The organism is Psychrosphaera sp., assembly GCF_982872775.1.
On record NZ_CEYNSH010000012.1, the window covers coordinates 73,695 to 74,067 of the forward strand.

Sequence of the window (373 nt, forward strand, 5' to 3'; positions counted from 1 at the left end):
CTGGGAAACTACCGATATGTGATCAAATGTTTATCTTTGGCACTAAAGGATCCAAAACTAAAGAGCAAGTACTACAATGCGCCACAGTTATTAGTGTAAAGCGCTACCAAGCCATAAAAAAGTGGACGATAATTGTCCTTTTTTCCCCACAAAACCTACAAAAACGGATCATATCGCCAGTTTATTGGACAAATAGGGCAAAAATGTAAGTTTTTTGAAAAAAGATCTTGCGAATAAAAATAACCTCCCTATAATGCGTCCTCGTTGTCAGGGAGACATCGACTAGCAAGAAAGCGAACCTTTTTAGCTCATCGGTAAAGACTCAAAACGCTACTTAAACTTTTCAAAAAAGATTAAGAAAAACGTTGACAAC